Genomic DNA, 12,811 nt, shown 5'->3' on the forward strand with positions numbered 1-12,811 from the left:
CGCACACTCCGCGATCGGCACAACCTCAGCCAGGATCCGCCGCATCGCACTGAGAATGCGCGAATCACTGACCCTGCGCAACGCGCGCCCACACGACGCGGGGCCCCCACGCTGCGCGCGTGAGGGCCCCGAGGTCGTCAGCCGTCAGACTCCGCGGGTGGTGCGCCACAGCTCGCGGCGCGCCTCCTGCTCGACGGGATCGGGCACGGGCAGCGACACCAGCAGTCGCTTGGTGTATTCGTCGCGCGGCTCGGTGAGCACCTGCACGGTCGTCCCCTGCTCGCGGATCACGCCCTGCTGCAGCACGACCACGCGGTCGGCCACCTCGTCGACGACGGCGAGGTCGTGGCTGATGAACAGGCACGCGAAGCCGAACTCCGCCTGCAGCTGCGCGAACAGCTGCAGCACGCGCGCCTGCACCGACACGTCGAGCGCCGAGGTCGGCTCGTCGGCGATGAGCAGCTTCGGGTCGAGCGCGAGGGCGCGCGCGAGCGAGGCGCGCTGACGCTGACCGCCCGACAGCTCGTGCGGGTACCGGTCGCCGAACGCGGTCGGCAGCTGCACCGCGTCGAGCAGTTCGTTCACGCGCTGGCGCGCGGCCCGGGCACCCGAGGCGCGCTTGTGCACGATCAGCGGCTCGGCGATACACTCCGCGATCGTAAGGAGCGGGTTGAAGCTCGTCGCCGGATCCTGAAAGACGAACCCGATGTCGGGCCGCGTCTTGGCCAGCTGCCGCGGCTTGGCGCCGTTCATCTCGGTGCCGAGCACCTTGAGCGATCCGCCGACGACCGAGGTGAGTCCGACCATCGCGCGACCGATCGTGGTCTTACCCGAGCCCGACTCCCCCACCAGGCCGAGCACTTCGCCGGGTCCGATCCAGAAGTCCACGCCCTTCACCGCGACGACGCCCGGCGAGCCGAAGCGTCCGGGATACCCGATCTCGACCTTCTCGGCCACGACGAGGCTCCCCGCCGGTGGCGAGGTGGGCGCGGCATCCGCGAGCGACTGCTGCGAGCTCTTGCCGCGACCCACGTGCGGCACCGCGGCGAGCAGTTCGCGCGTGTACTCCTCGCGCGGGGCGGCGAACAGCTCGCGCACCGGAGCCTGCTCGACGATGTCGCCGCGGTACATCACGATCACGCGATCGGCGAGGTCGGCGACGACGCCCATGTTGTGCGTGATGAGCACGATCGTCGCGCCGAACTCGTCGCGGCACGTGCGCAGCAGGTCGAGGATCTCGGCCTGCACCGTGACATCGAGCGCCGTGGTCGGCTCGTCGGCGATGATCAGCCCGGCGTTCAGCACAAGCGCCATCGCGATGACGACGCGCTGCTTCTGACCGCCCGAGAACTGGTGCGGGTAGTCGTCGACGCGCTTCTCGGGGTCGGGGATGCCGACGCGCCGGAGGATGTCGATCGCCTTGGACTTGGCATCCGCGTTCGACATCTTCTCGTGCGCGCGCAGACCCTCCGCGATCTGCCACCCCACGGTGTACACGGGGTTGAGGGCGGTCGAGGGCTCCTGGAACACCATCGCCGCGTCGCGCCCGCGCATCTCGCGCAGCTGCGCCGAGGTCGCGTGCACGATGTCGGTCTGCTCGCCGTCGCGCCCGCGCACGATGACCGCACCCGAGAGCGTGGCGGTCTCGGGCAGCAGCCCGAGCAGGGTGTTGGCGGTCACGGTCTTGCCCGAGCCCGACTCGCCGACGATCGCGAGCACCTCGCCGGCGTGCGCCTCGAGCGAGATCCCGTTGATCGCGGCGACCGGCTCGCCGTCGGTGGCGAAGGCGACGCGCAGGTCGTCGATGCGGGCGACGGCTTCGGTGGTGCCGGTCATGAGGGGCTCCCGTCGGAGGGGGCGGATGCCGGAGGCCCGGCCGGGGACGCGGTGGCCGACGCCTCGGCCGGAGCCGTCGACGGATCGATCGCCGTGACGGGCGCGGGTGCCCGGCCCGCGCGGCGGCGCGTGCGCAGACGCGGGTCGCTCAGGTCGTTGAGGCTCTCACCCACGAGGGTGATGCCGAGCACGGCGAGCACGATCGCGACGCCCGGCGGGATCGCCGTCCACCAGATGCCACTGGTCACATCGCTCACCGAGCGGTTGAGGTCGTAGCCCCACTCGGCGGCGGCGGTGGCCTCGATGCCGAAGCCGAGGAAGCCGAGGCCGGCCAGGGTCAGCAGCGCCTCGGAGGCGTTGAGGGTGACGACCACCGGCAGCGAGCGCGTCGAGTTGCGCAGCACGTGACGCAGCAGGATGCGGCCGGTGGGAACGCCGATCACGCGGGCCGACTCGACGAACGGCTCGGCCTTCACCCGCACCACCTCGGCGCGGATCACGCGGAAGTACTGCGGCACGAACACCACGGTGATCGAGATCGCAGTGGCGAGGATTCCGCCCCACAGCGTCGACTGGCCGCGTGTGATCGCGATCGACATCACGATCGCGAGCAGCAGCGACGGGAAGGCGTAGATCGCATCGCACAGCACGACGAGGATGCGGTCGAGCCAGCCGCCGAAGTAGCCGCCGACCAGGCCGAGGAAGATGCCGAGGAAGATCGAGAACGCGATCGCGCACACGATCACGAGCAGCGCCGTCTGGCCGCCCCAGATCACGCGCGAGAGCACGTCGTAGCCGCCGACGGTCGTGCCGAGCAGGTTCATCGCGCTCGGCGCCTGCTGCGTGCCGAACTTGACGCCGTCGGCCTCCTGCTGCGCGAAGCCGTAGGGCGCGAGCAGCGGGGCGAAGATCGCCGTCAGCAGGAACACCGAGGTGATGACGAGTCCGAGCACCAGCATGGTGCGCTGCAGACCGACGCTGCGGCGCAGGTGCGAGATGACCGGCAGGCGGTCGCGCAGGGGGACCTTGCGCACCGTCACGGCATCGGGGGTCGTGGGGGTCGTGGCATCCGACATGTCAGTACCTCACTCGCGGGTCGATGATCGCCGCGATGACGTCGACGAGGAAGTTGGTGAAGGCCACCAGCACGGCGATGATCACGACGATGCCCTGCACGGCCACGAAGTCGCGGGCCTTGAGGTACTCGCTGAGCATGAAGCCGAGGCCCTTCCACTCGAAGGTGGTCTCGGTCAGCACCGCGCCCGAGAGCAGCAGGGCGATCTGCAGACCGATGACCGTGATGATCGGGATGAGCGCGGGGCGATAGGCGTGCTTGGTGACGAGGCGGTACTCTCCCACGCCGCGCGAACGCGCCGAGGTGACGTACTGCGCGCCGAGCGTGCCGATGACGTTGGTGCGCACCAGGCGCAGGAAGATGCCCGCGGTCAGGATGCCGAGGGCCACCCCGGGAAGGATCGCGTGGATCAGCACGTCGCTGATCGCGTTGCCGTCGCCGAGGCGGATGGCGTCGAGCAGGTAGATGCCGCTGGGGTTGTCGAGCGTCTGCAGCTTCAGCTCGGTGCGGGTGCCCGCGCGTCCCGCGACCGGCAGCACGCCCAGCCACACCGAGAAGACGAGCTTCAGCAGCAGGCCGACGAAGAAGATCGGGGTCGCGTAGCCCAGGATCGCGCCGATGCGCAGCGTGGCGTCATGCCAGCGGTCGCGCTTGTACGCGGCGATCAGACCGAACGGGATGCCGATGAGCAAGGCCACGATGAGCGCGTAGATCGCGAGCTCGAGGGTGGCCGAGCCGTACTGCAGCAGGATCTCGATCACCGGACGGTTGTCGGTGAGCGTCGTGCCGAAGTCACCGCGCAGGATGCCGCCGATGTACTCGAAGTACTGCACGATCAGCGGGCGGTCGTAGCCGGCGGCGGCGATGCGCGCCTCGAGCTGATCGGGTGGGAGGCGGCCGCCGAGCGCGGCGGTGATGGGGTCACCGGTGATGCGCATGAGCACGAACACCACGGTGACGAGGATGAAGACCGTCGGGATGATCAGCAGGAGGCGGACCAGGATGTAGCGCCAGAGTCCTCCCCCCTTGGGGGCGACGGGTTTGGCGATGTCGGCGGCGTCGACGGCGGTGACCATACGGAAAAGAGACCTCACTCGATGGGGAACGGCGCCTCGTCGCTCCGCTCTCACCCGACGACCGAGGGTACGTGACCCCCGGTCGTCGGGCGAACGGAACGCGACGAGACGCCGTGTGGGTGTTACTTGTGCAGCGGCGCGTAGCGGAACTTGAACGAGCCGTCGAGGACGGCACCGTCGACGCTCGAGCCCACGATCGCCACCTGCTTGCCCTGGAGCAGCGGCAGGGTCGACAGGTCGGCGGCCACCTTGTCCTGGATCTCGCCGATCTCCGACTCACGCGTGGACTTGTCGGTCTGCGTCGCCTGGTCGACGAGCAGCTTCTGCACGTCGGCGTTGTCGTAGTGGTTCAGCAGGAAGTTGTCCTTCGAGAAGAACGGGGTGAGGTAGTTGTCGGCATCCGAGTAGTCGGGGAACCAGCCGAGCTGGTACGCGGGGTACGCGTCGGCCTTGCGGTCCTTCGTGTACTGCACCCACTCGGTCTGAGCGAGGTTGACGGTGAAGAGGCCGTCCTTCTCGAGTTGCGCCTTGACCGCGGCGTACTCGTCACCCGACGAGGGGCCGTAGTGGTCGCCGTTGTACTGCAGGTTCAGCGTGACGGGCGTCGACAGACCGGCCGCCTCGAGGGTCGCCTTGGCCTTGGCGGCGTCGGGGGCTCCGCTGCCGTCGCCGTACATGTCCTTGAGCGCCTCGTTGGCACCGGCGAGACCCTGCGGCACGTAGGAGTACAGGGGCGAGTAGGTGTCCTTGTACACGTCGGTGGCGATGGCCTGGCGGTCGACGAGGTCGGCCGCGGCCTGACGGATCGCGAGCGACTTGGCCGGGTCGGCCTCGGCCGTCTTGGTGCCGTACGGCATGGTGTCGAAGTTGAAGACGATGTAGCGGATCTCGCCGCCGGGGCCGTCGATGACCTTGACAGCGTCGTCCTTCTGCAGGTCGGCGACGTCGGTCGCGCTCAGGCTGCGGTAGGCCACGTCGATCGCACCCGACTGCACGTCGAGCTTGAGGTTCGAGGAGTCGGCGTAGTACTTCGCCGAGATCCCGCCGTTGGCGGCCTTGGGCAGCGAGCCCTGGTAGGCGTCGTTGACCTTGTACGAGATGAGCTCGTTGACCTTGTACGAATCGATCGTGTACTGGCCGGCGAACGCCTTGCCCTCGACAATCGTGTCGTCGGGCGTCACGGCATCCGCCGAGAAGACCTCTTCGTCGACGATCGGAGCGGCCGGGCTCGACAGGATCTGCGGCCAGACCTGGTCGTTGCCGTTCTTCAGCGTGAAGACGACGGTGGTGTCGTCGGGAGCGGCGACGCTGTCGAGGTTGCCCAGCAGCGATGCGGGGCCGTTCGGGTCGTTGATGGCGACCTGGCGGTCGAACGAGAACTTGACGTCGGACGACGTGAGGTCGTGGCCGTTCGCGAATTTGAGACCCGACTTGAGCGTGACCGTGTACTCGGTCGGCGAGGTGAACTCGGCCGACTCGGCGATGTCGGGGGTGACCTCCGACGTGCCGTACTGGCTGCTCATGAGGAACGGGTAGACCTGCGTCATGACGGCGAACGAGCCGTTGTCGTACGAGCCCGCGGGGTCGATCGAGGTGATCTTGTCGGTCGTGCCGACGATCAGGGGGTCGGTCGATCCGCCGCCGTCACCCGACGAGGCGTTGTTGTCGCCGCCGGAGCAACCCGCGAGAAGAAGGGCCGAAGCGCCGAGGGCGGCGCCGATGACGAGGCCGAAACGGCCGCGTCCACTGGTGTGCAGTGTCATGAATTACCTCTGCTGTGAAGTGTCGACTGCGACAAGCGCCGTAGTCCCTCGGACATCCTTGACCGGGGAAGTGTCCACCGTAAAGCACTCCCGCGCATATTTACGAGACCGAAACCCGCCGGAGACCCCGCTGGGACCCTCATCTCACCGGATCCCTTCCGGCATTCACCCGCTGTGTGTCGTAAATCGTCCTGCCGTGGGCGATGACGACGAGAGCGGCCCCCGCGAGGCCCGACCCCGTCAGTGCGCCGACCAGCCGCCGTCCATGAGGTAGCTCGAGCCGGTGACCATCGCGGCGTCGGGACCGGCGAGCCAGAGCGCGAGCGAGGCGACCTCCGCGGGCTCTACGAGCCGCTTGATCGCGGCATCCTTCAGCAGGATCGTCTCGAGCACCTGCTCCTCGGCGATGCCGTGGGTGCGGGCCTGGTCGGCGATCTGCTTCTCGACCAGCGGCGAGCGCACGTAGCCGGGGTCGATGCACACGCTCGTCACCCCGCGTGGGCCGCCCTCGAGGGCCGTGGTCTTCGACAGTCCCTCGAGGCCGTGCTTGGCCGTGACGTAGGCCGACTTGTACTCCGAGGCGCGGATGCCGTGCACGCTCGACATGTTCAGCACCCGCCCGAACCCGCGCTCGTACATGCCCGGCAGGGCGGCCCGGATCAGCAGGAACGGCGCCTCGAGCATGAGCCGCAACATGAACGAGAAGCGCTCGGGGTCGAACTCCTCGATGGGGCTGACGTGCTGGATGCCGGCGTTGTTGACGAGGATGTCGACGTCGAGGTGCAGCTCGCGCAAGGCCGCCGTGTCGGAGAGGTCGACGGCCCACGCCTCTCCCCCGACCTCGGCCGCCACGCGCTCCGCCTGCTCGCCGTTGACGTCGGCGACGGTGACGTGTGCTCCGGCACTCGCGAAGGCGCGGGCGATGGCTTCGCCGATCCCGCTCGCTCCCCCGGTGACGAGGGCGCGGCGGCCGGTCAGGTCGGTGCTCATCGGACTCCCTTCGCCCCCGTCGTGGCGGGGCCTGCCGCCGTGCGCGCGGCGTCGGCGGCGTCGATGTCGCGCAGCGAGATGCCGCGCGTCTCCTGCAACGACAGCACAGCGATCGAGGTGACGATGCACGCCACGACGATGTAGATCGCGATCGGCAGCCACGAGCCGAAGTCGCGCAGCCACTGGGTCGCGAGGATCGGGGCGAGCGAGCCCGCCAGGATCGCCGTGACCTGCGCACCGAGCGAGACGCCCGAGTAGCGCATGCGGGTCGGGAACAGCTCGGCCATGACCGCCGGCTGCGGGGCGTACATGCCGGCGTGGAAGACCAGGCCGATCGTCACCGCGAGCACGATCATCACGGGGTTGAGCGTGTCGAACATCGGGAAGGCGAAGAACGCCCACGTGGCGCTGAGGATCGCACCGGCGAGGTACACCGGGCGGCGTCCGATGCGGTCGGACAGGCGGCCGAGCGGCGGAATCACGGCGAAGTGCACGATGTGGGCGATCAGCAGGGCGAGCAGCAGCTGGCTGGTGTCGTACGAGTGCACGATCTTCAGGTAGACGATCGAGAAGCTGACGACGATGTAATAGACGATGTTCTCGGCGAAGCGCACGCCCATCGCCTGCACGACACCCTTCGGGTAGCGGCGCAGCACCTCGACGACGCCGAACGAGGTCGCCTTCTCTTTCTCGACCTGCGCCTTGGCCTCGAGGAAGATCGGGGCCTCCTCGACGTGTCGCCGGATCCAGAAGCCGACCAGCACGATCACGGCCGACAGCCAGAACGCGATGCGCCAGCCCCAGTCGAGGAACGCGGCGGGGCTCAGCACGAACGAGGTGATCAGCAGCACGAGGGTCGCCAGCAGGTTGCCGACCGGAACGGCGGCCTGCGGCCAGCTCGACCAGAACGCGCGGCGGCGATCGGGGCTCTGCTCGGCGACGAGCAGCACGGCGCCGCCCCACTCCCCACCGACCGCGAAGCCCTGGATGAAGCGCAGCGCGACGAGCATCGCGGGGGCCCAGTAGCCGACGCTCGCGAAGCCGGGCAAGCAGCCCATGAGGAAGGTCGCGACGCCGACGATGATGATCGTCGCCTGGAGCGTGGGCTTGCGGCCGAAGCGGTCGCCGATCTGGCCGAACACGATGCCGCCCAGCGGACGCGCGACGAAGCCGACCGCGTAGGTGACGAAGGCGGCGATGATGCCGTCGAGGGGCGACCCCGACGAGGGGAAGAAGAACGTGCCGAAGACCAGGCTCGCGGCGGTGGCGTAAAGGAAGAACTCGTACCACTCGACGACCGTGCCGGCCATGGAGGCGGCGACGACGCGGCGGATGCGTCTGGTGGCGTTGCCGTTCGGGGTGGCGTCTGCGCTGTGTCGCGACGCGGCGGTGGGGGGTTGCATGGTGCTCCTTCGGTGTCGACGGTGACGACCGCGCCTCAGTCTGAGGTGGTCTGCGGCGCGCGACAATGCCCAGTACCGCTCCCCCGCTGTGCAGAATTGCACACATGGATGCCGGGAACGTACGCGCCGATGACTTGCTGATGCTGCTGGCCGTGGCCCGCACGGGTCGATACACCGCCGCCGCCCAGCTGCGCGGGGTCGACCACACCACCGTCGCGCGACGCATCACCGCCCTCGAGGAGGCCCTCGGCGGACGCCTCGTGGCGCAGTCCGGCCGCGGGTGGGAACTCACGACGCTCGGCGCGCACGCCGCCGAGACCGCCGGACGCATCGAGGCGGCCATGTCGCAGCTCGCCGCCGGGGGAGCGGAGCCCGATCCCGTCTCAGGAGTCGTGCGCATGTCGGCCACCGACGGGTTCAGCGCCTACATCGCCGCCCCCGCCATCGCGGGCCTGCGTGAACGGCATCCGGACCTCGTCGTCGAAGTCGTCGCCGCCCAGCGGCGCGCGGCCCTGCACCGCCCCGGTCTCGACCTCGAGGTAGTCGTGGGTGAACCGCAGACCTCGCGCGGCACGACCGTCGAACTCGGCTCGTACGCCCTCGGCATGTACGCCTCACGCGCGTACCTCGAACGGCACGGCCGCCCGCGCGACCTCGACGAGCTGCAGCGCCACGGACTCGTCTACTTCGTCGACGCGATGCTGCAGGTCGAAGCCCTCGACCTGCCCCGCCGCGTCGTGCCGCAGATGCGCGACGGCGTCACCTCGACGAACGTGCTCGTGCAGGTCGAGGCGACGCGCGCCGGCGCGGGAATCGGAATGCTGCCGTGCTTCGTCGCCGACCGCCACGCCGACCTCGAGCGACTGCTCCCCGAGACGATGACCGAGCGGTTGCCGTACTGGATGATCGTGCGCGCCGACTCGATGCGCATCCCCGCTGTCGCCGCCCTCGCCGATGCTCTTCGCGAGCAGACGGCGCGGTCGAAGGCGATGCTCGACGGCGTGGGGTGAGGGCCCCTCAGGCCACGGCGCCGATCGCGCGCAGTTCATCGGCAGCCTCGGCACCCGTGCGGAGCCCGAGCTGAGGGGCGACCTCGGTCGCCAGCAGCTCGATCGACCGGAGGGTCACCTCGTGAACCGAGTCGACCGAGTGCACCTGGAAGGCGACGTCGGTCGCGAGCTCGAGGGTGCGATCCGCTCGGAGCGAGGCGACCACGTCATCGGCGGTGCCCAGGTGGGTATTGGTGACGTCCGCCAATTCCCGCAGGTCGCCATCTGCATTCCGCTGAAGGAATGTGCGCGCGAGGCGCCGGATGCCGGCATCCGCCCCCGCCCACACCTCGTCGAGGCGGTCGGCGTCGACGACCACGGCGGTGCGCGACGCGAGGATGCGCGGAGCGACGCCGCGAGGGAGGGCGGCCAGGTAGGCCTCGACGATGGGCACCTGCACCTCGTGCAGATCTTGACCCTCGGCACGCGGCTGCGTTCGCGAGAGCAGCAGTCCGTCACCGGCGGATCCGGCTCGTCGACCGCCGTCGATGGAGAATGTCGCCTGCCACAGCCGACCGCCGAGGTGCGGCGCCGCGGGGTTCAGGCGCAGATCGGTGTTCCGAATGCCGCGCCCAGCGAAGGCGTCACGCAGGACGTCGAGGTGCGCGGCGTGGATCGCCCGGCGATCGTCGGAGGACCGCTCGAAGGCCGCGAACGACGAGGGCGTGCCGCCCGTGCCGATGCCGAGCTGTACGCGACCGCCGCTCAGGGCGTCGACGAAGGCGGCGTCCTCCGCCACGCGCACGGGGTCGTCGATCGGAAGGGTCACGATGCCCGTTCCCAGCGCGATCCGTTCAGTCTGCACGGCCGCCGCGGCCAGGAACGGGAACGGCGACGGCAGGCCTCCCTCGTCACGGTCGAAGTGATGCTGAGCGACCCAGAGGGATGCGAAACCGTGCTCGTCGGCGGCACGGACCTGTGCGAGCGCCTTGCCGTATCGGTCACCGTCGGTACCGGCATCCAGCACCCGTGTGAAGAATCCGAGGCGTGCGCCGCTCATCGAACCGAGTCCCTTCGGGGCCACGCGGCCCGATATCGCTGTATGCGCGGAGTGGAATACACCCGCGCACACCAGGCTAGGCCCGTGTCGTCGAGCTGGAGGCCTCTCTCGGGAACCTGTGACGGGATGCTCAGCCGGCCGCCACCCCGATCGGATCACCCGTGCGCGCGAGATCCGCCTCGAGCTCGCGCACGATCGGGATCACCGTCTCACCGAAGTGCTCCAGCTCCTCCTGGAAGTGCAGGAAGCCGAGCAGGAACAGGTCGACGCCGCGCTTCTTGTACTCGATGATGCGCTCGGCGATTTGCTGCGCGTCGCCGAAGAGCTGCGTGCGGAACCCGTCGTTGTACTGCACGAGATCCTCGAGCGACGAGTCGGCCCACATCCCCTTCTTGTCGGACGTCGCGTTGCCCGCCTCCTGCACGCTCTTGCGGAACCCCTCGACGGCGCCCGAGTCGGCGTGGGCGATGATCTCGCGCAACTGGGCCTCCGCCTCAGCGCGGCTGTCGCGCTGGATGACGAACCCGTTGAGGCCGAATCGCGTGCGCCGACCGTGCTCGGCCGCGATGCGCGTCACGTCGTCGTACTGCTCGGTGAAGCCGTCGAAGTCCTTGCCGTTCGAGAAGTACCAGTCCGAGAACGCGCCGCCGTTGAAGCGCGCGGCCGTGGAGTTGCCGCCCTGGAAGATGTCGGGGTGGGCTCGCCCCGGCACCTCGTACGGGAAGGGGCGCAGCGTGAAGTCGGTGATGTCGTAGTACTTCCCGTGGAAAGAGAACTTCTCCTGCGTCCACAGGCCCCGCAGCACCTGGATGAACTCCGCCGCACGCTCGTAGCGATCGTCGTGCTCGAGCCATTCGAGACCCAGGTCGGTGTACTCGTCTTTGAACCAGCCGCTGACGACGTTGACCGCCGCGCGCCCGTGCGAGAACTGGTCCGCCGTGTTGATGAACTTCGCCAGGACGGCCGGATGCCAGATGCCGGGATGGATGGCGGCGATGACCTTCAGCTTCTCGGTGGCCAGCAGCAGCGCGAGGCTGATCGAGGTGGACTCGTGCTGCTGCGCGGCGCCGTAGCTGGAGGCGTACCGCACCTGGCTCAAGGCGTATTCGAACCCGACGCGCTCGGCCGTGCGGGCGAGCTTCACGTTGTAGTCGTAGTCCCAGTCGGTGCGCTGCTCGATCGAACTGATCACGAGCCCACCGCTGACGTTCGGCACCCAGTAGGCGAACTTCAGCGGCTCGTGGGTGGGGGTGGAATCGGTCATGGAATCCTCCTCGCGGATCGGAATCCGGCCAACCTCCCACCGCGTCGAGCATCGGTCAACGACATGTGACGGACCGTTTCGTCCCGTGACGCCGGCCGACATGAGGCGGGTGAGGATGGAGCCATGACCTCCCCCCAGCGCGTGCGTTTCGGCTACTGGACCCCCATCTTCGGCGGATGGCTGCGCAACGTCGACGACGAGCAGACGCCCGTGTCGTTCGCCCATATCGCCGCGATCGCTCGCGCTGCGGAAGAAGGCGGCTTCGACCTCACGCTCATCCCCGAGCTGAACCTGAACGACATCAAGGGCGTCGAGGCGCCGTCGCTCGACGCGTGGGCGGTGACGGCGGGGCTCGCCGCCGTCACCTCGAAGCTCGAGCTGCTCGCGGCCGTGCGCCCGGGCTTCCACAACCCGTTCCACACCGCCAAGCAGGCGGCGACCATCGACGAGATCAGCGGAGGGCGCTTCACCCTCAACGTCGTCTCGGCGTGGTGGGCCGAGGAGGCCAAGCAGTACGACGGCCTCTTCAGCGCCCACGACGACCGGTACGCGCGCACGATCGAGTGGGTCGAGGTGCTGCGCGGCCTGTGGTCCGAGACGCCGTTCGCGTACGAGGGGGAGTACTACCGCACCGAGGGCACCTATCTGGAGCCCAAGCCCCAGGTGCTGCCGCGCCTGTACGCCGGTGGCGAGAGCGAGGCCGGGCGCAACGCGATCACGCGCTTCGCCGACGCGTACCTGACGCACGGCGGCACACTCGAGGAGCTCGGGACGAAGGTCGCCGACATGCGCCGGCGCCGCGCCGAAGCCGGGGCGACGCCGTTCGAAGCGTTCGGCATGGCCGCCTACGCCGTCGTCCGCGACACCGAAGAAGAGGCTCAGGCCGAGATCGACCGCATCACCGACGTGCGCGGGGGAGCGGCCTACGGTTCGTACCAGGACTTCGTGAGCAAGTCGAAGCTCGACACCCAGATCGACCTCAAGGAGTACTCGGTGTCGAACCGCGGCCTCCGCCCCGACCTCGTCGGAACCCCCGACCAGGTGGCAGAACGCATCGTCGCCTTCGCGAACGTCGGCGTCTCGACCCTGCTGCTGCAGTTCTCGCCGCACCTGCCCGAGTTGCAGCGGTTCGCCGCCGAGGTGATCCCGCGCGTGCGCCGCCTGGAGGCCCAGCGCGACGCCTGACCGCGCTTCGCGCCGCGGGGCGTACCCCCCGTTGAGTGGGGGCGCGTCCGGGCTGGGGCTCGGGGCGCCGCTCTCCGGTGCTGAGTGTCCAAAACACCCGGACGGAAGCGAAAACCGTCCGGCTGTTTTGGACACCGAGGTGGGTTCGAAGGCTCCGGATGCCAGGAACC

General features: G+C 69.2%; 10 protein-coding genes. 2 read left to right on the forward strand and 8 right to left on the reverse strand.

Translation table 11 applies throughout. The annotated features are described in order from the left end of the window. Window positions 1–144: 144 nt before the first annotated feature. The 6 genes from LPW41_RS01215 to LPW41_RS01240 form a co-directional block, all read right to left on the reverse strand. A complete protein-coding gene (locus tag LPW41_RS01215; RefSeq protein ID WP_230703912.1) occupies window positions 145–1,836 on the reverse strand; it encodes an ABC transporter ATP-binding protein in 1,692 nt (563 codons plus the stop codon). Next, window positions 1,833–2,912 carry an ABC transporter permease gene (locus LPW41_RS01220; protein WP_230703913.1) on the reverse strand — a complete coding sequence of 360 codons (1,080 nt, stop codon included), beginning with the start codon at window positions 2,910–2,912 and terminating at the stop codon, window positions 1,833–1,835. Before LPW41_RS01220 ends, LPW41_RS01215 begins: the two co-directional genes overlap by 4 nt. 1 nt (window position 2,913) lies before the next feature. After that, window positions 2,914–3,987 (reverse strand): ABC transporter permease, encoded by a 1,074-nt coding sequence (locus tag LPW41_RS01225; protein WP_230703914.1) that lies wholly within the window; start codon window positions 3,985–3,987, stop codon window positions 2,914–2,916. A 122-nt stretch (window positions 3,988–4,109) separates the two neighbouring features. Then, window positions 4,110–5,750 carry an ABC transporter substrate-binding protein gene (locus LPW41_RS01230; protein ID WP_230703915.1) on the reverse strand — a complete coding sequence of 547 codons (1,641 nt, stop codon included), beginning with the start codon at window positions 5,748–5,750 and terminating at the stop codon, window positions 4,110–4,112. A gap of 240 nt (window positions 5,751–5,990) precedes the next feature. Beyond that, window positions 5,991–6,740: a 3-hydroxybutyrate dehydrogenase gene (locus LPW41_RS01235; protein ID WP_230703916.1), complete on the reverse strand. Its 750-nt coding sequence runs from the start codon at window positions 6,738–6,740 to the stop codon at window positions 5,991–5,993. After that, window positions 6,737–8,143 (reverse strand): MFS transporter, encoded by a 1,407-nt coding sequence (locus tag LPW41_RS01240; RefSeq protein WP_308071657.1) that lies wholly within the window; start codon window positions 8,141–8,143, stop codon window positions 6,737–6,739. Before LPW41_RS01240 ends, LPW41_RS01235 begins: the two co-directional genes overlap by 4 nt. Before the next feature lie 104 nt (window positions 8,144–8,247). On the opposite strand from LPW41_RS01240, the gene LPW41_RS01245 reads away from it, so the two are divergent. Then, complete coding sequence (locus tag LPW41_RS01245; protein ID WP_230703917.1) at window positions 8,248–9,153, forward strand: LysR family transcriptional regulator; 906 nt, start codon at window positions 8,248–8,250, stop codon at window positions 9,151–9,153. Between the two features lie 7 nt (window positions 9,154–9,160). Here the strand turns inward: LPW41_RS01245 and LPW41_RS01250 are convergent, their stop codons facing one another. Both LPW41_RS01250 and sfnG read right to left on the reverse strand, forming a co-directional pair. Then, window positions 9,161–10,192, reverse strand: coding sequence for a putative FMN-dependent luciferase-like monooxygenase (locus LPW41_RS01250; RefSeq protein WP_230703918.1), 1,032 nt, complete (start codon window positions 10,190–10,192; stop codon window positions 9,161–9,163). A gap of 130 nt (window positions 10,193–10,322) precedes the next feature. Continuing rightward, the gene (gene sfnG / locus LPW41_RS01255; RefSeq protein WP_230703919.1) at window positions 10,323–11,456 is read right to left on the reverse strand and encodes a dimethylsulfone monooxygenase SfnG; all 1,134 of its coding nucleotides are present in this window, start codon (window positions 11,454–11,456) and stop codon (window positions 10,323–10,325) included. 123 nt (window positions 11,457–11,579) lie between these two features. On the opposite strand from sfnG, the gene LPW41_RS01260 reads away from it, so the two are divergent. After that, on the forward strand, window positions 11,580–12,641 hold the full coding sequence (locus LPW41_RS01260) for an LLM class flavin-dependent oxidoreductase (protein WP_222123901.1): 1,062 nt from the start codon (window positions 11,580–11,582) through the stop codon (window positions 12,639–12,641). Window positions 12,642–12,811 lie beyond the last annotated feature (170 nt).

The sequence above is a fragment of the Microbacterium sp. JC 701 genome, assembly GCF_021026215.1.
Taxonomy (GTDB): domain Bacteria; phylum Actinomycetota; class Actinomycetes; order Actinomycetales; family Microbacteriaceae; genus Microbacterium; species Microbacterium algihabitans.